Source organism: Deltaproteobacteria bacterium (assembly GCA_016874755.1).
GTDB lineage: Bacteria > Desulfobacterota > Binatia > UBA9968 > UBA9968 > DP-20.
Genome location: VGTH01000044.1, coordinates 24,524 through 46,616, shown reverse-complemented (window position 1 = coordinate 46,616; position 22,093 = coordinate 24,524). Strand labels below are relative to the sequence as shown.

Sequence of the window (22,093 nt, the reverse complement as noted above, 5' to 3'; positions counted from 1 at the left end):
AAGAGCTTCCGCAAACTGAACGCACCACAGCTTGTCGGAAAAGTAGCGCGCGGGACGAAGTATGACAATGGCAAAGAGATGAGGGTCGCCGCCTAGTATCTTTTTACACACCTATTGACAACGGCTCCCTTTCGTGGTGACTCGTCTGTTTGCCGGTGGCTTTACAGCATTACCGAAAATACCTGCAAGCATCACTTGCGCGACACTAGTCGAAGGCTGCGCATAGAAAACGAGAAAAGAGAGGATATTCGCAACGAGGTTCACCCTGAGTCGACGAATACGCATCACCTGTTCGACGACCCTGAGTTCTCCCGAAAGGAGTTTGAGCAGCAGCTCTCCGGTGCACTCAAGAAACTCAATTTATTGGAAAGATCAATTTTACTGGCCCATTACATTGATGGCCTCACTGTAGCGTCTATTGCTAGTATGCATCGAACGTCAATGGCGACCGTCAATAGAACGCTGCGCAAAGCCCTTGATTTCTTGCGGGAGGAACTTGGTCATGAAACCCAGCGACAATGAAATCATTGAGGGCCTAGAGCGGCTGGGCGAAGATGTCCAGGCACCCGCTGATTTTGTCAGAGATCTCATGACAAAAGCGAAAGAGTCGCCAACTCTCCAGCACCCGCTGGGGAACCCAACAAAAGAGGTAGAAGAAAGCTTAGAACTAGACCCAGAGACGGAAGACTCCATTTTTCCTCCTGACCTACCGCTTCACACGTGGACGAAAAACCAGCCGTTGGATAACGTGACCGGAATCGGCGGGTTCTCGGCGCCGGGCAAGGTAGCCGTCGGAGGCGGGATGCGACGATTTGTTCCCAGAAAGAGTCGTTCAGGTCGTCGATTTAGCTTGGTGTGGATACCAAGAGGCGCGGCTACGAGGGTAGCTTTTGCCTTTGCTCTGGCCATAGTGGTGGTCGCAACGATTTTTTTCCAACATCATTTTTACACCACAGAGTCGCACCCAAAAACAAAGTTTTTGAAAGTTGGACCCCATGAGCCCAATCTTTATCTCGATGAAAATCCCGGCGTGTTCAGCAAACAAGCGCCTACGAAATGTAGTCGGAACGAACCTCTACTAAGGGAGTCACGCCCGCTTTCCAACAGGGCAGAGGATCGTGCAACGCCAGCGTCGCAAGATAGCGTAAAACGACCATCCATCGATTCCTCAACTATCGACGTGGTATGTGCACGAGCACTACGCGGAGAATTTCTGGCGCGAAGGCGTCGTCTTCGAACGGGCGCGTGCGTTGACGAAACCGTTGACCCATGGGCCAATAGGGTAGCTGCGAGTTCCCCTGCGCCTGATTGCAGCTGCGAAAAGTTTTCGCCATTACCACCTAGTGCTGAAAAATACGGTGGCGAGGAGTGAAAGTAAGATAGTCATTTTCGGATGTCACGTCAGGGTCACCAAGCGGGCCTTAATCGAAACAAATTGGTTTAACATCGGCTTTTCTCCCCCAGCGATGATATCGCTCCTCGCGGTGAAGTCCCTGTGTGAGAATTCGAAGGCTTCATCCCTAAGAACAACTACAGCGCCGCTTCGGTAATTGTTTGGGATCACGGTACATATCGGCTTGGGGAACTTTGCAAAGTTTATCCAACTCCAAAACCTTGAACTGCCGCGCGGCGGCCTGATATATATAGTTTACACCTTAACGATTTCTGTTTCTGAGTTTTTCCGTCGTGAAAGACGAACCCAAGCAACCTGTCGGACTCGCCAGAGTCAAGAAGTGGCTCTATGCCAAAGGGCTGGACGAGCGCAGCTCGGGCTGCGTTTTGTGCGGCTCTTGCTATGGACATGGGCCGGCGAATCCCTACGAAGACGTCCCGGGGCCAAAAGAGAAATGCCCGCCCTACGAGTTCTATAAGTTTCAACGCCACACGCCCAAGTCGCGCTGGTTGATGGCGCAGCGGGTTTTTCACGGACTCGATCCGATCACGCCGGAGCTAAAAGAAGTCATCAACGGCTGCACCAATTGTCTCATGTGCCAGGAGCTGTGCGGCGTGCGCGGCGATGGTTATGGGCCGTGGGATATTACTGTTGCGATGCGCGAAGAAATTACTGAACGCGAAGGGCCAGACCCGGCGCATCGCGCGATTTTTGAGGGTTTGCAAAAGCACGATAATCCTTGGGGACAAACCAAGCGCGGTGAGTGGGCGAATGGATTGAGTCTAAAAAAGTTGGGCGAAAGTACGGCCACGACTTTATTGTTTGCCGGCTGCTCAGCGGACCGCGATAGCGGCCGCGCCGGTGCGGTGGCGTTAGCGAAACTCATGCGTGCTGCCGGCGAAAATTTCGCCATTCTCGGCGCCGAGGAAAAATGCTGCGGCTTGTATGCTTTCGATCTCGGCTTTCGCGGCGAGTACGAGCGGCTCAAGGCAAATAATCTAGAAGGCTTGCAACGCGCTGGCGTTGAGAAAGTCGTCGTTGCCTGCGGCAGTTGCCAGCGCATCTGGCGCGAGTACGCCAAGGACGGAGGAGCGCAACTCAAAATCCTGCATGGCGTGGAGTTTGTCGAGCAAGCGATCGCTGCCGGCCGGCTGAAATTTTACAAGGCAATCAATAAAAAAGTTACCTATCACGACTCGTGCCATCTTGGACGCGGCTGCGGTGTCTACGAGCCGCCGCGGAAAGTTTTGCGCGCGATTCCTGGCATTGAACTGGTCGAGATGCCGCGCAATCAGCGTTGGTCGTGGTGTTGCGGCGGCGGTGGCGGCGTGCCGGAGGCCGACCCTGAACTGGCTCAGTTCACCGCCACGGATCGGCTGCGCGAAGCGCAGGCCACGGGCGCCGAGCTCGTTTTAACCTCGAGCGCGCTTTGCCAGCGCTCTTTCGGCGATCTCAAGGCACGCCCGCTGCCCGTGCAAGATTTGTTGGAATTTGTCGCTCAGGCTCTGTGAGACGATGCTCAAAGAACCGCACTTTACGCCGCAACGAATGCTTACGATGCTTGGGCTCAAAGCCGATTCCCTCGGCCCCTACGCCCTCGTGCCGGGTCCCAAAGAGCGCAGCGAAATGATGCTTAAGATGATGGAGGGCTCGCAGAAAAGCTTCACGTTTCTCGACTACGAGATGCACACCGGCACTCTCGACGGCAAACGGGTGAGCATCGGCAACGGCGGCCGCTATGCGCCGGACACCGCGATCACAACCGAGATTCTCTGCGGCGCCGGCGCCCAGTCGCTGATTCGCGTCGGTAGCTGCGGCTCGCTGCAAGACCATGTCAAGATCGGTGACCTGGTGATCGTTACCGGCGCGCTGCGCGGCGACGGCACGTCGCGCTACTATGTCGCGGAAAATTTCTCGACAGTGGCCGACGCTGGTATCGTCAATGCACTGAAGCAGGCGGCGGAGAGCTTGAACGTTCGCTACCACCTGGGTTGGATTTTCACCACGGATGCGTTGTTTCAAGAAACGCCAGAGCTGATCCAACAATTAAATGAGCAGAACGTTTCGAGCATCGACATGGTGACGTCCACTTTTCTCACCATTGCGCAGGTGCGCGGCAAGAAAGCTGGCGCTGTGTTGGCCGTGTCGGATGAGTGCTTGTACGGCAAGTTCGGTTTTCGCGATCCGGCGTTTTTTGCAGCCGAACAAAAAACCATTGACGTCGCGCGTAAAGCGCTGCAATATCTTTGATCTGACTTAGCCGCCTCTTCCAGAGGAAGAGGGAAGAGAGAGATCGGAATCGGATTCTAAGGGCAAGTTGAATTATGGGTGTCGTCCAAAGTCCTTTGTTTGAACCGGTTCTGTGGCAGGACGGTGGCTTTAGAATCCTCGACGAGATCCAAGTCCCGCAAAAACTCGAATATCTCGAAGTGACCGAAGTCGCGCAGGCGCTTGAGGCGGTGCGCGAGATGAAGACCCGCGCCTTCGGTCAGGTGTTGACGTTTCTTTATGCGGGCGCGCTGCTTGCGGAGCATTCTCAGGATCGAAGTGCCGCCACGCTGCGCGGGCAATTGGCATCGATGACGCAGCAATTCTGTGATGCGCGACCGACCTTCGATTTTCGCGGGCTGGGCCGCTATTTCGATCAATGGCTTGATCAGCTGCCGGCCGACAAAGCCGCCGGAGAGACGATCGCAAAACAGGCGCGCGAGTTCGGCAAGCAGATCGTGCGCGGACGCAGCGGCCGCGCCAAGCGCGCCGCCGCTCTGCTGCCCAACCCGGCGCGCTTGTTGACCCATTGCAACGTCAGCGGCGAACTGGTCGCCGTGGCGGCCTACTGCAAAGAGCTAGGCAAGGATTTCTCCGTCATCGCCACTGAAACTCGGCCCTACCTGCAGGGCGCGCGGCTCACGGCGTGGGAATTGGCGCAGGCGGGCGTCAAAGTAACGCTCATCCCTGATTGTGCCATCGCCCAAGTCATGGCCAAAGGCGAGGTCAACGCCGTCATCGTCGGTGCCGACCGCACCGCACAAAACGGCGACATCATCAATAAAGTCGGCACCTATCCGATCGCTCGATTGGCCAAGGAATACCGCGCGCCGTTTAATGTGCTGGTGCAGGATCCGCGCGGCTTGAAGCGCGGCAGCGATGTGCCCATCGAGGAGCGGCCCGCCGATGAGCTGCTTCGCTTTCATGGCGAAGCGTTGGTCAGCGGCAATATCGCTGGGCTCAAAGTCCGCTACCCATCGTTTGATATGGTGCCGGCGGCGCTGATTTCCCACTTGATCGGCTTCGACGATGTTTACACGCCCGACAGTTTCGCGCGCAAATACGCGGCTCAAGCCGGCGCTGAATCGCCCACGCGCAGCGGCGGCAAGTACCTTTTGATCTATGGCGTGCCACCCGTTTCCCAATACCCAATGCTCAAGAGCGCGCTCGAAACCGCGCAGGCCGAGAGTCTCTTGGTTCCGGAAATGCGGCCGCAACTTTGCGGTGCGCGCGTTGTCGCTCGCGAGTTGCTCGACCGCGGCGCGCCGGCCACGTTGATCTCTGACAATATGATGGGCACGTTGTTTGCCCGTGGTGAGATCCGTAAACTCTACTTGTTTCATGATGAGCTCAGCGAAAAAGGACCGCGCGGTATCTGCGGCTCCTTGCTGGCAGCGCAATTGGCGCGCTTGCATGCCGTGCCGATCGAGCTGCTCGACGCCGCGCCGCGGCCCACGAAGCCCATCGATACCGATGCTTCGACGTTTATGGGAAGAAGGATTTGTCCCGACGGTGTTTCACTGCGGCCCATCGAAGATGAAACGGTTCCTTGGGCGCTGCTCAGAGATTAACCATGCCGACGACAGCAAACGAATTCATCCGTTGGGGTAAGCTGCTTTTCGAGCGTCACCTGATCAGCGGCTGGGGCGGTAACCTGAGCCGCCGTGCCGGAAAGGATTTTCTGATTACTGGCGGGCACGCACCGCTGCCGTTTCTGACCGCAAAGGATATCGTGCGGCTCGGTGCCGACGGCAAGCCCAAGAATAAAAACCAGCGTGCTTCCAGCGAAACGCCGATGCATCTGGCGATTTACGCCGGCACGGATGCCCAGGCGATTGTCCACGTGCACCCGCCGCTGGTCGTCGCGTTCTCGCTGAGTCACGACAGCTTTTCGCCGCTCAGCTACGAAGAAAAGTATACAATCGGTGAGGTCGCAGTGATTGCCCAGGATACTCCGACTGTGACGAAACCGGAAAAGGTCGTTGAAGCGCTCAAGTACAGCCCGGTGGCGATCATCAAAGGCCACGGTACGGTGGCCATCGGCAAGACTTTTCAGGAAGCATTCTTATTTACCGACTTGCTCGAAGAAGCGGTGCAGTGCCAGTTCTATAGAGACGGTGGTCCGTCGATAACTGCCAATGCCCATACGGAACAGAAAGAAAAGCCCGTTGCTGCCGTTTCACCCGTTAAAAGTTACGAGCTGTTCTCCCGCGGTCACATGACAGCGTTGGTGGATAGCGCCAACGGTGACGGTGATTTTCGCAAGTTTGGCGGCGATACGGCTTTGTCAACGTCCCTCGCTTTGCACTTGGAAGAGAGCGGCGCTTCGTGGACCGTCAAATTCGTCGATGGCAAGATTGTGGAATTGGCCGCTAAGGACGACGGCGATTTTCTCATCAGTGGCAAAGCCGAGTGGTGGAGCGCGGTGTTCAACAATAAGATCGATGCCTTCCTCGCAACCCAGCAAGGCAAGTTGAAACTAAAAAGAGGCGAGCTGGCGCAGTTATCGCGCTGGTACAAACCATTTCGGAGGGCTTTTGCGCTATGGCAAATGATACCGGTGCAGTAGGATTTTTCGCCGCCGACGTGTTGGAAAAAACCGCGGCGCGCCAGACGAACAAGATTGCGATCATCGCCAAAGAAGAAGAGCTGACCTTCGGCGCTCTCACCCAGCGGGTGCACGCGCTGGCTGGCCATCTGCAGAAAGAAGGCATTGGCGCCGGCGACCGAGTCGGGTTGCTGCTGCCGAACTCAACGGCGATTCCGCTGGGCTACTACTCGACGCAAAAGATCGGCGCCGTCACGGTCATACTCGACGCGCGCTTGAAAGGTAAAGAACTCGAAGGTGTGCTGCGCGACGCTGATTTAAAGCTGTTGATTGTGCATCAATCCCTGCACGGCGAAGTCGAAGAGGTGTTCAAGTCAATGACGCCGATCCCGGTGTGGATCGCCGGCGGCGATGGCGAGCGCAGTTTCGAAAAACGTTATAACGCGCTGGGAACTTCGTTGACGCTGCCCGCGCGCGGCGCCGATGACGATGCCTTGATTCTTTACACATCGGGAACCACCGGCGAGCCCAAGGGCGTGGTGTTGAGCTATCGGAATCTGGTGCAATACCCGATGGTGATGGGTGCGACGAAAGTCACCGACAGTTCAACCATGCGCGGTTGCATCTTGCCGATGTCACACATCGTTGGTCCGGTGGTGTGCAACGAACTTGCGCTCGTCGGTTATACGCTGGTGATCTTCGATCAGATCAATCCGATCACGCTGCTCGAAGGTATCCAAAAATACCGCGTCAATGTCTTTGAGAGCGTGCCGATCGTTTTTCAATTGCTACTGGGCGTCAAGAATCTCGCGAGCTATGACACCAGCAGCATGAAAATCGCCGCGATGATGGGCACGAGTATTCCCATGCCGCTCCTGCAGGCGTTTCAAGCCGCACAGCCGCACATCAAAGTCATTCAAGGCTACGGCCTGACGGAGACTTCGCCGATGATCACGCTGGTGGAGCCGGACAAAGCCCAAGCCAAAATGGGCAGCATCGGCAAAGCCGTGCCCGGTGTCGAAGTGAAGATCGTCGACGAGAACGACAAAGAAGTGCCGATTGGCGAGCCGGGTGAAATCATCACGCGCGGCCCCCATGTCATGAAAGGCTACTTCCGCCGCCCCGATGCAACGGCGCAACGCATCCGTGGTGACTGGCTCTACACCGGCGACGTCGGCAAGCTCGAAGCCGATGGCTACTACTATCACCTCGGTCGGCGCGACGACATGATGATTACCGGCGGCCTGAACGTCTATCCCGCTGAAGTGGAAAACATGATCTATACTTTCCCGGGAGTGCAGGAAACGATCGTGTTTGCTATTCCCGATGCCAAGCGCGGTCAAGTGCTCGGCGCAGCAATCGTGCCGCGCCCCGGCGCCAACATCGTCGAGAAAGAGTTGCTGACGTTTCTGCGCGCCAACCTGGCCAACTTCAAAGTGCCCGACAAGATCGTCATACGGGAATCGCTGCCGCGCACCTCATCGGGAAAAACCATTCGCGACGCGGCAACGTTGCTGGCCGTGTAAAAATCTAGTCAGATGAAACCAAAATCGCGCACAGATGACTTTTGCCTTTCCCCCTTTGAAAAAGGGGGACTGAAGGGGATTTGTGTTTTGTGCGCGAGAAAAAATCCCCCCTGCTCTCCTTTTTCAAAGGGGGGAACAAGATCAGTTTGTTCGACCGGGTTCTAAGTATAATATATTCAGTCGTGGCAGAATCAGCCGACAATCCAAACTTCGCTGCCACCATCAAGAACGCCGCCGGCATCATTCTCGGCGTGACCGAGAATCGCACGTGGATCGAGGCCTTCTTCGAAGGCGACTTGATGCACACCAAGACTGTCGATCTGCCCGCCGGCAAAATGTTCGACATCTATATAGAAGAGATTCCGCACAAGACGACGGTCTACGAGCACCCGCGCACGATGATTTTTTTCGATGGCCCGTGCGATCTGGAGATCACTCTGGACGGCAACAAGGCAATCGTCATGGGGTTACAAAGCGGTGAAGAATCCCAAACGGTCTAGATTGACCTAAATTGATCATGATTCCTCCGCGCAAGCCCCCTTAAGTTCTCTCACCGCTAGTCGATAGAATAAGTGTGAGGATAGATCTGCCCAAACCGCCTCCCTGCAGGCAGTGGCGACCAAGGAAACCGCACCGGTTACCAACCGGCGGTTGCCGCAGACATCTGTGTCTCTGCAGTGGGGCGGCGACCTCTTTCCCGCGTTAGAGTTGGGGCTGGAACTCGAAGCGACGGTGACCGACGAGCTGGCCAACGGAAAGTTGCTGCTGCAGATTGGCAATAACCTGATCGAGGCAGACAGTCCCGGCGGCCTCAATGCTGGACAATCGCTCAAGCTGCGCGTTGAGCAGCTGCAGCCGCAGATTGTTTTGCAGATAACTCAAGCCGAACCAAGTCTCAAAGCTGAAGCGACGCAGCTGCTGCGGCAACATCTGCCGGTGCACGCAGATGAAGGTCAGTTATTGGAAGATTTGCAGAAGTTACTGGCAGCACACTTCAGCACCCAGCCATCGAGTGCCGATGCAGCTCCAATGCGCGCACCGATATCGCCAAAGATTTCAACCTGCCGCTCAGCAAAGTGCGTGTGGTCTGCAAATACATGGGCGGCGGCTTCGGCAACAAGAACCAGGCGCAAGACTACGATTACATGGCCGCGGTACTGGCCAAGGCGACCAACCAGCCGGTGAAAATGGAATTCACCCGCGAGGATGACTATATCGGCATGCACGGCCGCTGGTCGTCGGAGCAGAAATACAAGATCGGCGTCAAGAAAGATGGCACAGTTACTGCCGTGCAGCTCGATGCGGTGACCAACATGGGCGCCTATCGCAAGCAGAGCGGCAACTTGAGCGGCACTGATTTCTACCAGGTGCCGAACTTTAAAAAGACCATTTTGCCGGTGCACACCAACACGGTGGTCGCTGCCAACTACCGCGCGCCCGCCTATCCGCAATCGGTGTTTGGCTATGCGTCGTTTCTCGATCACATCGCCCACGAGATGGGCATCAATCCGGTCGACATGTTCATGCGCAACCGGATCCAGAAATACAAAGCCAAGACGCCGTTCACGTCGAACTATCTCGAACAATGCATTCAGGAGGGTGCCAAGGAAATCGCCTGGGCGGAGAAGTGGCATAAGCCGGGCGCGCTCGGCGGCCAGAAAAAACATGGCATCGGCATGGCGCTGGGTGGCTATCCATTCCGCCCAGGTCTGGGCGCTGCGACCATCCGCGTCAATCCGGATGGCACGGCTCATGTGCTGGTCGGCGTCACCGACATCGGCACCGGCGCCAAGAGCACCATGGCGATCATCGCCGCCGAGGCGCTCGGCATTCCGCTCAATCAAATCCAACTCACCAACGGCGACACCGATGTGACGCCGTATTCCGTCGGCGAGTCGGGCAGCCGCACCACGCCGTTTACCGGACCGGCGGTGATTGCGGCTGCAGAAGACTGCCGCCGGCAAATTTTTGCCGTCGCGGCGCCGCAGTTGAAAGTCAAAGCCGAAGAGTTGGATCTGCGCGATGGCCAGGTTTTCGTCAAGGCCGAGCCGACGCAGCGCCTGGCGCTCGGTCGCGCCGTGGCGCGGGCCGGCGAGATCATCGGCCGGGCGACGACCAACCCGTCCTTCAAAGACGTCGAGGGCAAGAGCTTCGCCGCCCACTTCGCCGAAGTGGAAGTGGACAGCATCACCGGCCATGTAAAGATCACGCGCTACGTCGCCGTGCATGACTCGGGCACGATCATCAATCGCATGCCGGCGGAGAGCCAGATCAAAGGCGGCGTTGTCCAGGGCATCGGCATGGCGTTCAGCGAAGAGCTGATCATCGATAAGCTCACGGCCACGCCGATCAACCCCAACTACCGCGACGCCAAGGTGCCGACGCACTTGGAAGTGCCGGACATCGAGGTGTTTTTCATCGAACACGTCGATCCCTACGGCCCGTTTGGCGGCAAGGTGGTCGGCGAGCCGCCGATCACGGCGGCGGTGGCGACGATCGCCAATGCGATCTTCAACGCCACCGGCAAACGGATCAAAGAGCTGCCGATCACACCGGACAAGATCCTACAGGCGCGCCAAGGCTAACGGAGGAAGCGCGGTGAAATCATTTCAAAACATCGATGCCAAAAGCGTGCAGCAAGCGGTGACGCTGCTGCAGAAGTTTAACCACGAAAAAAAGAGCGCGCTGGTGGTGGGCGGCGGCAGCGAAGCGCTGCAGCTGATGAAGGATAACGTGCTGACGCCGGACTACGTCGTCAATCTCAAAACCATCCCGGGCCTCGATACGATTAGAGAGGAGCGCGGCGGTTTTCGTATCGGCGCGCTGGCGAAGCTCGCTGATATTGAAGACCATCCAGCGATTCGCGAAAAATTGCTGATCCTTTCCGATGCGGCCGGCGACGCGGCTTCGCCGCAAATCCGCAACGCCGGAACGATCGCCGGTAACCTCTGCCAGCGGCCGTTTTGCTGGTACTTCCGTTCGTCGAGCTTTAACTGTCTGCGCAAGGGCGGCCAGATGTGCTACACGATCACCGGCGATGGTCGCTTTCATGCCATCCTCGGCGCCGGGCCGAGCTACATCGTGCACCCGTCGGACACCGCGCCGGCGTTGGTGGCGCTCGGCGCACAGATCAAAATCGCCGGACCAGCGGGTGAGAAGACGGTGCCCATCGAAAAGTTTTTCGTCCTGCCTTCGGTGGATTTCAAAAAAGAAAATATTCTGAACCCGGGCGAGATCGTCACTGAGATTTTCGTGCCGGCACCAAAACCGAGCAGCAAAGGCTTCCACCACAAGGTGCGCGAGCGTTTAGCGTGGGACCACGCCATCGTCGCCGTGGACACGATCGTCGAGAGCAGCAGCGGTGTGGTGCGCGACGCACGCGTGGTGATGGGCGGCGTCGCGCCGATTCCGTGGCGCGCGGCGAAAGCCGAAGAGTTTCTGCGCGGCAAGAAATTGGATGATGCGGTGGCCAAACAAGCCGGCGAGATTGCGCTGGAGGGGGCAAAGCCGCTCAAGGACAACATCTATAAGGTGAAGATGGCGCAGGACTTAGTCCAGCGCGGCCTGCTAGCGTCAGTCTAGCGACCCCTCGATACCCCTCAATACGCGACTGCGTCGCTACTCGGGGCAGTCGGTTTTCTTCAGCATTGGTTTGACATGTAGGGCGGGTCTCGGACCCGCCCTCTGGCTTCCTCAATTTGACTGAGCGCGCAGCGCGTCCTATATTCTGCGCCGGTATGTGTTTACCCAGGTCGACGTTTTTCACCACATTATTTACATGTATCCTCACATTCGCTGCGACTTTGGCATCGGCGCAAGATCTCGGTCGAGTTCGCCTGGCATACTCAGCATTCAGCGTTTCCTTTCTCAATCTCTTCGTCGCCCGTGACGCCGGGCTTTTCAAGAAGCACGGGCTCGAACCGCAATTGATTCAGATGGCGGGACCGTTGCCCGTGGCGGCGCTCGCGGCAGGTGAGATCGACTATCTGACCGGCTACACAACCGGCATCGTCGCCACCGGACAGGGCGCGCCGCTGAAGGGGATCATGATCGCGCTGCGCAAGCCGCCATTTTATCTCGTCGCTGAGCGCGGCGTGCAGAACTTTAGCGATCTTGCGGGCAAACGCGTCGGTGTCGATCGCATCGGCAGCTTGCAGCATTTGGTCGTGCGCTTGATGATGAAAAACAAAGGCGCCGATCCCGAGAAAGCGCTGTTCACCCAGACCGGCTCGGTGTCGAACACCGTGACTAGCCTGGGCCAAGGCGCGGTGGCGGCCGCAGTATTGTCCGGGCCGCACAACGTGATCATGACGCAAAAAGGCTTTCGCCAGATCGGCGCGGCGGACGAGCTGCCGATGCAATTTCCCACCAGCGGGCTGGTGGTGAATGAAGCGAAATTGAAAAGCGACGCGAGTCGCATCAAAAGTGTTATTCGCGCCATGCTCGATGCGTCCAACTTTTGTCGTAAGGAAAAAAGCTGGGTGGTCGGTTACATTCGCGATAAGTGGAAAGTCGATCAAAAAACCGCCGAGACGGTCTACGAGCAATGGCTCGCTACGTTGACACCGGACGGAAAGATCGTGGTTAAAGACATGCAGGAGTATTTTGATCTGGCCTATAGCCAGAAACAGATTTCCGCGCCAGTGAACGTCGCTGCGGTGACCGATTACACGTTGATCGATCAAGTGTTGGCAGGAAAATAGGATTTGCGTTTAGCGTTTAGCGTCTAGTGTTGAGACCCGGAGCTGCGTGCGCAGCAACGCAAGACCCCAGACACTAAACGTTAGACACCAAACCGGAGGTTCTATGGTAGACGGACAAGCACTCGTCGATTCTGTGCGCAAAGAGATTATCCAGCCCGGCATTCAATCGTTAATGGACACGCAATATTTCACCGAGCTGCGCCAGGGCAAGTTGTCGGTCAAGAGACTGCAAGGCTGGGCGATTCAGCATTATCTGCACAACAAGGCGATCCTAAAATCCTTTGCCTTGGGCATGGTAAAAAACGCCCACGAGCCGACCATGTTCGACTACTTCACCGAGCAGTTTACCGAGGAGCAGAGCCATCCCGACCTCGCGAAACGTTTCGGGCTTGCGCTGGGTTTGAAAGAAGAGGACTTCACCGAAGCGACGCAGATTTTCGAGTGTCAAATCCACTCGGCACGCACCGTTTACAATACGCTCATGGGCTACGCGCCGCAGAGCCGCGCTTCGGCTCTCACCAGTGAGAGCATGGTTTGTCGATACTCGGAAGAATTCTTGAACGCCGGCCGCAAGCATTACGGCCTGAGCGATCGCGATCTAACTTTCTTCTCGGTGCACATGGTTGCCGACCAGGAACACACCGCGCGCTCGGCCGAGTTGATCGCGCGCATGGTGAAGACGCCACAAGAAGAGCGTCTGGTGCGTGAAAGCGCGCAGTACATGGTGCGCATCAAGCTTGGCAAGTTTAACGGGATCTATTCGAGCTATGCGTGAAATGGCGGTACTCAAATTTCACGCTCTGACATGAAGTTACTGACGTTTGTGTTTTCGGTTTTGATATTCGTTTCGGCGGCGCAGATCCTTTTCGATATACTTCGCCGCTTTCGCTGCCTCGCGCAGAACGTGCCAAGCTGCAAAAACAGGAACGGGAGCTCGAAAAGAAGTGGGAGAAATGGGAGTACGTTAAGTGAGACTTCACTCCCGAATGAGGGGACAGGCTCTTTACCCCTCTTCGGAGCGATTGCGTCGTCTGCTGGAACTCTACGGTTAGTCATCCTGAGCGCCAGCGAAGGATCCGTTTCTCGCGCAGTTAAGCAGACTCTTCGCCTTCGGCTCAAAATGACAGTTGCGGGAGTCGCAGAGGGCGAGGAAACTCAATCGGAGCCGGCTCCGCGCTAAATTAGTTTTTGCAGCTGCTGTACCAGCCCGCTGATTTCCGCAAAGCCCTTTTGCCAGAATGCTTCTTTGTGAATGTCGACGCCGAGTGGCCTGAGTAACTCGTCCGGCGTCGCCGAGCCGCCGGCTTCGAGCAGAGCAATATATTTCGGCACGAAACTCTTGCCTTCGTCTTTGAACATACGATAGAGGGCCAGGACTAGAAGCTGACCGAAGACGTAGCTGTAGCAGTAGAAGCGCGAGTGGATGAAGTGCGGGATATAACTCCAGCCCCAGCGGTAGCCGTCGGGCATGTCGACGGCGTCGCCGTAATATTTGCCATTGGCCTCGAGCCAATGCTTGCCGACGGCGTCGGGTGTTAGGCGGCTGGTGGTTCTGGCGGCGAAGACCAGTTCTTCAAAGCGCGTCAGGACGTTTTGGCGAAAAACCGTGGCGAAAATATCTTCGAGCTTGCCGGTTAACAAAGCGATGCGCACCTGCGGGTCGGTTTGTTGGGCGAGCAGGTGATCGAAGACCAACATCTCGGCGAAGACTGACGCGGTCTCTGCGGTCGTCAGCGGCGTGCCGTAGTTAAAATAGTTTTGCTTGCGGCTCAAGCAGCCGTGCAGTCCGTGGCCGAGCTCGTGCGCCACCGTCATTACGTCGCGCAGATTATCGTCGTAGTTGCACAGTATATAAGGATGCAGTTTGGGCGATGGCGAGGCGCAAAAGGCGCCGCCGCGCTTGCCCTTGCGAATTTCGGCGTCGATCCAATTCTTAGCGAAAAACTCGGAGGCGAGCCGGCGAAAGCTCGGGTCGAAGGCTTCGAGCGCCGCTAAAATAGTTTCCTGTGCTTTGTCATAGGGAAACGGCCGCACTTCTTTGCCCACCGGCGCGTACTGATCGTAGAGCGCGAGCTTCGGCAAATTCAGCAGCTTGGCTTTGAGGCGAAAATAATCCTGCGCGACGCCGTAGCTCGACTCCGTCACCGCCATCATGGTCTTGACTGCTTGGCCGTCGATCTCGTTGGACAAATGGCGCGGCTGCATGGGGTCGGCGTAGTGGCGCAGCCGATCCATGGTTAAGTGATCTTGGATCAAGGTGTCGTAGACGAAAGTCAGTACCTGGCCGTTCTTGGATAATTCTTCATAGACCGTTTCCATGGCGCGCTGGCGCAGGGCGCGATCGGGATCGTGGAGCAAGGAAAGCATCTGACTGAGATTCAGCTCTTCTTTTTTGCCATCGCGCTCGAGGGCAAAAGTCAGCGCCGAAGTGACCTCGGAAAAGAGCCGGCCGAAGGCGTTGCGTCCGGAGTTGTCTTTTTCATTGACGATCTTTTCTTCGGCCTCCGACAACGTGTGCGGGCGGTAGCGGCGCAGGCTGGTGAGATAGTGGCGATAGGGCGCCAGCGCCGCATCGTCGATCAAGCGCTGGGCAAGCGCATCGTCGATTTTCAACCATTCGAGCTCGAAGAAGAGCAAGAGATTTCTGATCTCGGTCGAGCGCTGCTCGACTTTTTGTTCGAAGTCTTGATGTTCGGGTTTGGTAGTGTCGGCGGCGTAAAGCAGGCCGGCGTAGCTGCCGACGCGGTCGAGCGCGTCATAGAGCTCTTCCAGATCGCGCAGCGCTTGCGCGAGTTTGGCGGCGGACAGAGCCTCGGGCTGGGTCATTACGGGACGATAGGCAGCGGCGAAGCTTTCGGCGCGCTGCAAACAATCCTTCAGGGTCGACTCGACTCGTGGGTCGTCATAGGAGGCGAACAAATCGTTCAGATCCCAGGTAATACCAGCAGCGCTGGGTGTCGTCATGCTTTCATCCTTTGCGGCGATTGAACTCTCGGGCCAGGAAAGATATAGCACAAACATTTGCTCGACCAGAGAGGAGCGTCAACCGTGTCAGAATTGAGTGAATTGAAAACCAAATTGGCGATGTCGTCGCGCATGCTGTTCAACTCCGGCCTGGTGGATTACAGCGGCCATATCAGCGTGCGAATTCCTGGCACCGATCATCTGCTGATTCTGCCTCACCCAGTGAGCCGGGCGATGGTTTTGCCAGACGACATGGTCGTCACCGACTTCGATGGCAAAGTGCTCGAAGGCAAATACAAAGCGCCGTCGGAAGTCTACATGCATGCGCGCGCCTACAAAGCGCGCAAAGATATTCAAAGCGTGGCGCACCTGCACAATCACATGGTCGCGACTCTGAGCATGGTCGATAAGCCGTTTTACCCGGCGTCGTCGAATCCCGGCGCATTTTTTGGCCCTGGCCCGCTGCCGAAATATATGGACCCGGCGCTGATTCACACGATCGAACAAGGCGACGCAGTTGCGAAAGCACTTGGCAACGCCGACGCTGTTATGCTGCGCGGCCATGGCTCGATGGTGGTCGGTCAGGCGATCGAGTGGGTGTTTGCCGCGTGTGTCGATTTGGAAGAAGCCGCCGGGCGATTCTACCAAGCCTCACTGCTCGGCCCGGTGATGGTTTACAACGACGACGAGACCCAGCGCACCATGAAGGGCCGGCGCAAAGATTCGGTCGTGCAAAAGATCTGGGACCACAACGTTGCGAAGACCCAGCTCGCCGGGCTTATGCACGGCATCGGGCTCTAGCCAGAATTATTCACGGTATGAAGTCGATCGCGGTGAAACCCTTCCGGAGCGAAGGCAACAGGGCATCGCGTTGACGCCGCGATGGAGGGGCGACCGCCGGTCGCCCGCTTTTTTGCAACTGGCGATGCAAGGGTCGAAGATATCTTCAAGCAGCGGCAAACAAAACGAAAGTTTTGCGCTGATGCCTTCGCTCCTCCAGGGTTCCACCACGATCGACACAGTGTTGTTGGTTTCGCAAGAGCATGAATAATCCCGGGGTCTAGCGGTGCTAGGTCACCGGGATCATGATGTGTGTCTGATAGGGTTTGCGCTGTTTTAGCTCGCCGTACCAGCGCTCGATATTTGGCTGTCGGGGTCTGTCGATAGGGAGGTTAAACCATCGATGGGCCCAGACGCCGAGTGGAATGTCGCCCAGCGAAAATTGTTCCCCGCCAAGAAAACGGCTCTTGCCTAGCTGATCTTCGACCATTTGCCAGGCGCTGACTGTTTTATCCAAAGCTGCCTTGATCGCCTGCGGGTCGCGCTTTTCTGGCGGCGTGCGAATCGTCGCAAAAAATAGCGGCACGATCTGGCCGTTAAAAAATGACAGCTGCCAGTCCATCCAGCGGTTGGCGCTGGCCATACCCTCCGGGGTCGCCGGCAGTAGCCGGCCGTTGCCGTACTTGGCATTGAGATAGCGCATGATGCTGTTGGACTCCCACAGGACGAAGTCGCCGTCTTTGATTGTAGGCACGAGGCCGTTGGGGTTCATGGCGGCGTATTGCGGGTCTTGGTTGCCGCCAAACTTGCCGCCCCAGTCGACGCGCTCGCAGTCCACACCCAGCTCGCCGATGCACCACATGACTTTTTGCACGTTTGATGAATCGGTCCTGCCCCAGATCTTGATCATGGCCGCTCCTAGAACTTTGGATGGGAATTGCCGAAGTTTTTATCACTGTTTCCGTCTAATGGGTAGTCTTTCGGCATGGATCTTTCTGGGCCTTTTGGTTTGCGCGAAATTTCTGCTATGGGTGAAGGCCTTAGAGATCGGAAGGGACGATTGTGAACTCAAAATATCTCCTGTTGATCGCCGGGTTGGTTCTGATGGCTGCTCCGGCTTGGGCGCAGAACAGCGGTGAGGGCAAAAAGCTTTATGATAGCTATTGCTCGACCTGCCACGGCGACAAAGGCAAGGGCAACGGACCGGCCGCCCAGTCCCTGCCGGCCAAACCAGCGGACCATACTAATGGGGCGGTGATGAACGTCATGTCTGAACAATTTTTGCTGGACATCATCTCCAAGGGCGGCTCGGCGGTTAAAAAGTCCAGTTTCATGCCCTCATGGGGAAGTGCCCTTAACGAAAAGCAAATAAAAGATATTGTTGCTTACATCCGTACCCTCGCCGAGCCACCTTATAAGCCGGAAGCCAACGCAAAGACCGGCGCCAAGTAAAAAAACTTCGTTTTTTCCTTCCGCCACCCCTTGACGATTGCCGATGCGGGATTAAATTCCTGTGCATCTCGGCTCCATTCGGGGCCAGTAAATCTACGTTTTATTTCAGGAGGATGTCATGGCGACAAAGATTCGTCCCCTACACGATAGGGTGATAGTGAAACGTATTGACGAGGAGGAGAAAACCAAGGGTGGTATCATCATCCCCGATACGGCGAAAGAAAAACCGCAAGAAGGCAAGGTTGTGGCCGTTGGTCCGGGCCGCTACGATGACGGCAAGGTCATCCCGCTCAATGTGAAGGCCGGCGATAAGATTCTGTTCGGCAAATATTCGGGCACGGAAATCAAACTCGATGGCGAGGAACATCTGATTATGCGCGAAGATGACATCCTCGGCGTGATTGAATAAGGAGGTTTGAGAACATGGCTGCAAAAGAAATACGCTTTAGCGAAGAGGCCCGGAGCAGAGTGCTGCGCGGGGTTAATTTACTGGCCGATGCGGTGACCGTGACCTTAGGTCCCAAAGGCCGCAACGTGGTTTTGGAAAAATCGTGGGGCACACCGACGGTCACCAAGGACGGCGTGTCGGTCGCCAAAGAGATCCAGCTCGAAGACAAGTTCGAGAACATGGGCGCACAGATGGTCAAAGAGGTTGCCAGCAAGACCTCTGACGTCGCCGGCGATGGCACCACCACCGCAACGGTTCTGGCCCGAGCGATTTTCAGCGAAGGCTTGAAGCTCGTGGCCGCCGGTCATGACCCCATGAGCATCAAACGGGGCATCGACAAAGCCGTGGCCAAGGTTGTCGATGAGCTCAAATCCATCTCTAAACCGACCCGCGACAAAGACGAAATCGCCCAGGTCGGCACCATCTCCGCAAACAACGATAAAACCATCGGTGACATCCTTTCCGAAGCCATGGACAAGGTCGGCAAAGAGGGCGTTATCACCGTCGAAGAAGCCAAAGGCCTCGACACGACATTGGACCTAGTCGAAGGCATGCGCTTTGACCGCGGTTATCTCTCGCCGTACATGGTCACCGATCCCGAGCGTATGGAGTGCGTCTACGAGGACTGCTACCTGTTGATCAACGAGAAGAAGATTTCGAGCATGAAGGACCTGCTCCCGGTGCTCGAAAACGTTGCCAAGACCGGCAAGCCGCTGTTGATCATCGCCGAAGAGGTCGAAGGCGAAGCGCTGGCGACTCTCGTCGTCAACAAGATTCGCGGCACGCTGAAAGTCGCCGCGGTCAAAGCCCCGGGCTTTGGCGATCGCCGTAAGGCGATGTTGGAAGACATCGCGATTCTCACCGATGGCAAAATGATCGCTGAAGAGTTGGGTATCAAACTTGAGAATGTGACCTTGAAAGATCTGGGCCGCGCCAAACGCATCATCGTCGACAAGGACAACACGACGGTGGTCGAGGGCGCCGGCAAGAAATCCGCCATCGAAGGCCGCATCACCCAGATCCGTGCCCAAATCGAAGAGACCACCTCTGACTACGACCGCGAGAAGTTGCAAGAGCGCTTGGCCAAATTGGCGGGCGGCGTCGCCGTCGTCAAAGTCGGCGCGGCCACCGAAGTCGAAATGAAAGAGAAGAAAGCCCGCGTCGAAGACGCGCTGCACGCGACCCGCGCCGCGGTTGAAGAAGGCATCGTGCCTGGTGGTGGTGTGGCCCTCGTGCGCGCCGGCACTAACTTGGGCAACCTGCGCGTCTCGGAAGACGAGAAAGTCGGCGTGCGCATCATCCAAAAGGCCATCGAAGAACCGCTGCGCTGGATCTCCACCAACGCTGGTCTCGAAGGCTCGGTTGTTCTCGACAAAGTGAAGAACGGCAAGAACGCCTTCGGCTTCAACGCCGCGACCGAAGAGTACGAAGACCTGGTCAAGGCCGGCATCGTCGACCCGACCAAAGTCGTCCGTACCGCGCTGCAGAACGCTGCATCCGTGGCCGGCATGATGATCACCACCGAAGCGATGATCGCCGACAAACCGGAGAAGAAGAAAGACGCTCCGGCCATGCCGCACGATCACGACGATTATTAATCCGCAGGTTTCGGATTGAGACCAAAAGGCGCCTGGGCAACCAGGCGCCTTTTTTTGTTGTGCCAGCAAGATGTCAGTGTGATTAGCTCCATTCCACCACTGCTCATCCGATCTCTCGAGAAATCATGAAGCGTTGTCGACTCCGGCAGCACCGCTGTGCACGCCTGGCGTGAACGAAAATGACCTGGGCCGTGACATTTACTTGGTCACGGCTCAGTTCGTCCCCATGGCTAAAAGCCTTTCGCATCGCCTTACTACCTCTGGCCATCGGACTTAACGCCGGCGCAGTGTACGTGCTCGGTCGTAGCGTTTTACTGAACGTTCCCACAGTTTTGATCGCCACCGCGACCGTGGCCGTGCTATTGTGCACCAAAATCGCCCCGGCCTACGTCATGTTAGGTGCTGCCGCAGTCGGTGCATTCGTGCTTCAGCCATGACTATGCTGCTACTGGACGAACAGAGCCTCGTAGCCTAGGCGATAGTCGAGGAGTTTTTCTGCTAGTTCCACCCGGCTGGGCACGGTCTTTATAAAAGAGTTAAACACCCCTCGGGGCGATGCCGGTGCGGGCGGGTTCGCGGCCGCTCGATTCTATCTATTTTTTGTGCGAATGAATGTCTACTATCTCGATCGTATTGAACCATGCAAGCGTCACGCGGCCCTCTAAATACGCGCCTAAGAACTTCAGCCATCGATATGCTGTGCTTGAGCGCGGTCTGGTTTGCAAGCCTGCTGATCGTTAATCCTATCGGTGATTTCCCGCTCAATGATGACTGGTCATTCGGGCGCACGGTTAAGCATTGGCTCGATAGCGGCGAGTTTCGTCCTGCCGGGTGGTTCCCAATGCCGTTTCTTACCAACGCTATTTGGGGCTATTTGTTTTGTTCTCCGTTCGGATTTTCGTTCACGGTTCTGCGCAGCTCGACACTGACACTGTCATGGGTCGGAATCCTCGGAACGTATGCCCTTGTCCGCCAGACAGACCAGCCGCGCTGGCTCGCAGTGTTAATCGCTCTGACGCTGGCGTTCAATCCTCTGTACTATGCCTTATCGAACACGTTCATGACGGACGTTCCCTTTAGCGCCCTCATGATTCTCGCTGGGATCTTTTTCGCGCGAGCGCTCAAAAGCGATTCATACGTTGACTTATTGATCGCGACGGCTTTCGCAACTGCGGCAACGTTGTCGCGGCAGCTTGGCCTCGCCAGCACCATCGCATTCACGATCACAGCGGTCCTTGTCCGCCGCCCGCTGACGATACGGTGCCTTCTGCGGGCATCCACTCCTCCGATCGTAGCGGGTGGCGCTTTGCTGTTGTTTCAGCGAACGCTTCAAGCCAGCCATCGGCTACCGGCCGTCTATCAGGCGAGAACCGAATATCTGGCTAACGTCATCACCGAACCGAGTGCTCTCCTGCACTCTCAATCCATGGTGCCCAAAAACCTGCACCTTGGCGCGCTTTATTTGGGACTCTTTCTATTGCCTGTGCTGATTTTCTTGGTGGCAAAAATCCTGCAGTCGCACAAGAAACAAGGGATTATCCTACTGTGCCTCGCTGCCGGATTGCTAGCACTGCGCAGCGGTGTGCTCGTCAGTCGCAACAGAAGCCTCTTCATGCCGCTGTCACACAACGTGCTAATCGGTTCCGGAATTGGCCCGCTGACTCTGCGCGACACCTACATCCTTTCTCTCGACAATGTGCCGTGGCTGGGATGGGGTTTTTGGTTCGTCGTCACTGCAATGAGCGCCATAGGAGCTACCCTACTAATTGCCTTGGTGACCTGGGCAACCGCCAGGTTTGTACGTGATTGGTGGCTCAATAATCTAGGCGCGAATCGCGTCGTTGGCTTGTTTTTTCTGCTTACCGGCATCGTCTACCTCGGCCCGCTAGTGATCACTAGCTTTTACGACCGATACCTTGTCCCACTTATTCCGTTTTTCGCTATTGCGATCGCTTGTGCCTGCGATCAAGGGCAGCGAGCACATCGCGAAACGTTGACTGTCACACGCTGGGTTAGTTTAGCGACTCTTCTTGCGATGACGGTCTTCGCCATTGGCGCAACTAGAGATTATCTCGCCTGGAACCGACTTCGTTGGGAAGCAATACACCATCTCATGAATGATCGGGGTATTGCCGCCACGAGTATCGATGGGGGGTTCGAGTTTGGCGGACTCTATCTCTCCGGATCCGGTCGCCGTAAGCTTGACCCGACAAAGAGTTGGTGGTGGGTCAGGGACGACACTTACCTGATAGCTTTCGGCAACGTTCCTGGCTATGAGACTCTTAAGGAGTACCAATACTTTAACTGGATAGGGCCGCGCGTCGGAAAAATCCTTGTGCTACAAAAAATCGCTGCAAAGCCACCAGATCCCTAGGAGTTTCTGCAGCGGACGATCTTTCGACTTTAATTCGAT

The 22,093-nt window shown here is 56.5% G+C and carries 20 protein-coding genes; 17 read left to right on the top strand and 3 right to left on the bottom strand.

Annotated features, from left to right (window positions below; translation table 11 throughout):
- Positions 1-114 precede the first annotated feature (114 nt).
- From FJ145_21510 to FJ145_21475, 8 genes are all read left to right on the top strand, one after another.
- Positions 115-522, top strand: coding sequence for a sigma-70 family RNA polymerase sigma factor (locus FJ145_21510; protein MBM4263985.1), 408 nt, complete (start codon positions 115-117; stop codon positions 520-522).
- The gene (locus FJ145_21505; protein MBM4263984.1) at positions 503-1,372 is read left to right on the top strand and encodes a hypothetical protein; all 870 of its coding nucleotides are present in this window, start codon (positions 503-505) and stop codon (positions 1,370-1,372) included. The genes FJ145_21510 and FJ145_21505 overlap by 20 nt, the downstream gene beginning before the upstream one ends.
- Before the next feature lie 314 nt (positions 1,373-1,686).
- The gene (locus tag FJ145_21500) at positions 1,687-2,904 is read left to right on the top strand and encodes a (Fe-S)-binding protein (protein MBM4263983.1); all 1,218 of its coding nucleotides are present in this window, start codon (positions 1,687-1,689) and stop codon (positions 2,902-2,904) included.
- A gap of 4 nt (positions 2,905-2,908) precedes the next feature.
- Positions 2,909-3,643, top strand: a complete 735-nt coding sequence (locus tag FJ145_21495; protein MBM4263982.1) for a hypothetical protein — start codon at positions 2,909-2,911, stop codon at positions 3,641-3,643.
- 74 nt (positions 3,644-3,717) lie between these two features.
- Positions 3,718-5,232 carry a hypothetical protein gene (locus FJ145_21490; protein MBM4263981.1) on the top strand — a complete coding sequence of 505 codons (1,515 nt, stop codon included), beginning with the start codon at positions 3,718-3,720 and terminating at the stop codon, positions 5,230-5,232.
- Between the two features lie 2 nt (positions 5,233-5,234).
- Positions 5,235-6,230 carry a hypothetical protein gene (locus tag FJ145_21485; protein ID MBM4263980.1) on the top strand — a complete coding sequence of 332 codons (996 nt, stop codon included), beginning with the start codon at positions 5,235-5,237 and terminating at the stop codon, positions 6,228-6,230.
- On the top strand, positions 6,206-7,735 hold the full coding sequence (locus FJ145_21480) for a long-chain fatty acid--CoA ligase (protein ID MBM4263979.1): 1,530 nt from the start codon (positions 6,206-6,208) through the stop codon (positions 7,733-7,735). Before FJ145_21485 ends, FJ145_21480 begins: the two co-directional genes overlap by 25 nt.
- A gap of 182 nt (positions 7,736-7,917) precedes the next feature.
- Positions 7,918-8,235, top strand: a complete 318-nt coding sequence (locus FJ145_21475; protein MBM4263978.1) for a hypothetical protein — start codon at positions 7,918-7,920, stop codon at positions 8,233-8,235.
- Between the two features lie 202 nt (positions 8,236-8,437).
- Here FJ145_21475 and FJ145_21470 read toward each other — a convergent pair whose 3' ends face one another.
- Positions 8,438-8,665: a hypothetical protein gene (locus tag FJ145_21470; protein ID MBM4263977.1), complete on the bottom strand. Its 228-nt coding sequence runs from the start codon at positions 8,663-8,665 to the stop codon at positions 8,438-8,440.
- Between the two features lie 29 nt (positions 8,666-8,694).
- Between FJ145_21470 and FJ145_21465 the strand changes: the two genes are divergently transcribed.
- The 4 genes from FJ145_21465 to FJ145_21450 all read left to right on the top strand — a co-directional run bounded on the left by FJ145_21465 (position 8,695) and on the right by FJ145_21450 (position 13,213).
- The gene (locus FJ145_21465) at positions 8,695-10,320 is read left to right on the top strand and encodes a xanthine dehydrogenase family protein molybdopterin-binding subunit (protein ID MBM4263976.1); all 1,626 of its coding nucleotides are present in this window, start codon (positions 8,695-8,697) and stop codon (positions 10,318-10,320) included.
- Positions 10,238-11,317, top strand: coding sequence for a xanthine dehydrogenase family protein subunit M (locus tag FJ145_21460; GenBank protein ID MBM4263975.1), 1,080 nt, complete (start codon positions 10,238-10,240; stop codon positions 11,315-11,317). The genes FJ145_21465 and FJ145_21460 overlap by 83 nt, the downstream gene beginning before the upstream one ends.
- Before the next feature lie 155 nt (positions 11,318-11,472).
- Positions 11,473-12,438: an ABC transporter substrate-binding protein gene (locus FJ145_21455; protein ID MBM4263974.1), complete on the top strand. Its 966-nt coding sequence runs from the start codon at positions 11,473-11,475 to the stop codon at positions 12,436-12,438.
- 103 nt (positions 12,439-12,541) lie between these two features.
- The gene (locus tag FJ145_21450; GenBank protein MBM4263973.1) at positions 12,542-13,213 is read left to right on the top strand and encodes a hypothetical protein; all 672 of its coding nucleotides are present in this window, start codon (positions 12,542-12,544) and stop codon (positions 13,211-13,213) included.
- Between the two features lie 401 nt (positions 13,214-13,614).
- Here FJ145_21450 and FJ145_21445 read toward each other — a convergent pair whose 3' ends face one another.
- On the bottom strand, positions 13,615-15,459 hold the full coding sequence (locus FJ145_21445; protein MBM4263972.1) for a M3 family oligoendopeptidase: 1,845 nt from the start codon (positions 15,457-15,459) through the stop codon (positions 13,615-13,617).
- Between the two features lie 27 nt (positions 15,460-15,486).
- Between FJ145_21445 and FJ145_21440 the strand changes: the two genes are divergently transcribed.
- The gene (locus FJ145_21440; protein ID MBM4263971.1) at positions 15,487-16,203 is read left to right on the top strand and encodes a class II aldolase/adducin family protein; all 717 of its coding nucleotides are present in this window, start codon (positions 15,487-15,489) and stop codon (positions 16,201-16,203) included.
- A 268-nt stretch (positions 16,204-16,471) separates the two neighbouring features.
- Here the strand turns inward: FJ145_21440 and FJ145_21435 are convergent, their stop codons facing one another.
- Positions 16,472-17,092: a glutathione S-transferase family protein gene (locus FJ145_21435; protein ID MBM4263970.1), complete on the bottom strand. Its 621-nt coding sequence runs from the start codon at positions 17,090-17,092 to the stop codon at positions 16,472-16,474.
- Between the two features lie 152 nt (positions 17,093-17,244).
- Here FJ145_21435 and FJ145_21430 point away from each other — a divergent pair, with 152 nt between their 5' ends.
- The 4 genes from FJ145_21430 to FJ145_21415 all read left to right on the top strand — a co-directional run bounded on the left by FJ145_21430 (position 17,245) and on the right by FJ145_21415 (position 22,054).
- Entirely contained in the window at positions 17,245-17,634 is a 390-nt protein-coding gene (locus FJ145_21430; GenBank protein MBM4263969.1) for a cytochrome c, read from the top strand.
- A gap of 118 nt (positions 17,635-17,752) precedes the next feature.
- Positions 17,753-18,043, top strand: coding sequence for a co-chaperone GroES (locus FJ145_21425; protein MBM4263968.1), 291 nt, complete (start codon positions 17,753-17,755; stop codon positions 18,041-18,043).
- Between the two features lie 14 nt (positions 18,044-18,057).
- Positions 18,058-19,680: a chaperonin GroEL gene (gene groL, locus FJ145_21420; GenBank protein MBM4263967.1), complete on the top strand. Its 1,623-nt coding sequence runs from the start codon at positions 18,058-18,060 to the stop codon at positions 19,678-19,680.
- A gap of 640 nt (positions 19,681-20,320) precedes the next feature.
- The gene (locus FJ145_21415) at positions 20,321-22,054 is read left to right on the top strand and encodes a glycosyltransferase family 39 protein (protein ID MBM4263966.1); all 1,734 of its coding nucleotides are present in this window, start codon (positions 20,321-20,323) and stop codon (positions 22,052-22,054) included.
- The last annotated feature ends 39 nt before the right edge of the window (positions 22,055-22,093 follow it).